This is a genomic window from Adlercreutzia sp. DFI.6.23, assembly GCF_024462535.1.
Taxonomy (GTDB): Bacteria; Actinomycetota; Coriobacteriia; order Coriobacteriales; family Eggerthellaceae; genus Adlercreutzia; species Adlercreutzia rubneri.
Genome location: NZ_JANGBP010000294.1, coordinates 1 through 346, shown reverse-complemented (window position 1 = coordinate 346; position 346 = coordinate 1). Strand labels below are relative to the sequence as shown.

The 346-nt window shown below is 65.9% G+C and carries 1 pseudogene; it reads left to right on the top strand.

From position 1 onward, the window contains the following. Positions 1 to 293: pseudogene (locus NE591_RS13435) on the top strand (GTP-binding protein); the annotation flags it as partial. Between the last annotated feature and the right edge of the window lie 53 nt (positions 294 to 346).

The window sequence follows — 346 nt, the reverse complement described above, 5'->3', positions numbered from 1 at the left end:
CCGAAATGGCCCTGTTCGTGGTGGACGCCGTCGACGGCCCCCAGGTTATGACGACGAATCTGTGGCGCGAGGCGGAGGACATGCGCCTGTCGCGCGCGGTGTACATCAACCACATCGATCGCGAGAACGCCAAATTCGACGCCGCCATGGCGTTGCTGCACGCCCGCTTCGGCGGTCGCCTCGGCGCGGTGACCATCCCCATCGGCCAGGCCGAGGACTTACAGGGTGTCATCGACATCATCCGCATGGAGGCCCGCTATTTCGAGGACGGCGGCGAGCGCGTGGAAGCGGTGTAAACCCTGCCGGCGAAGTACCAGGAGGAGGCGCGCAACGCACGCGACAAGCT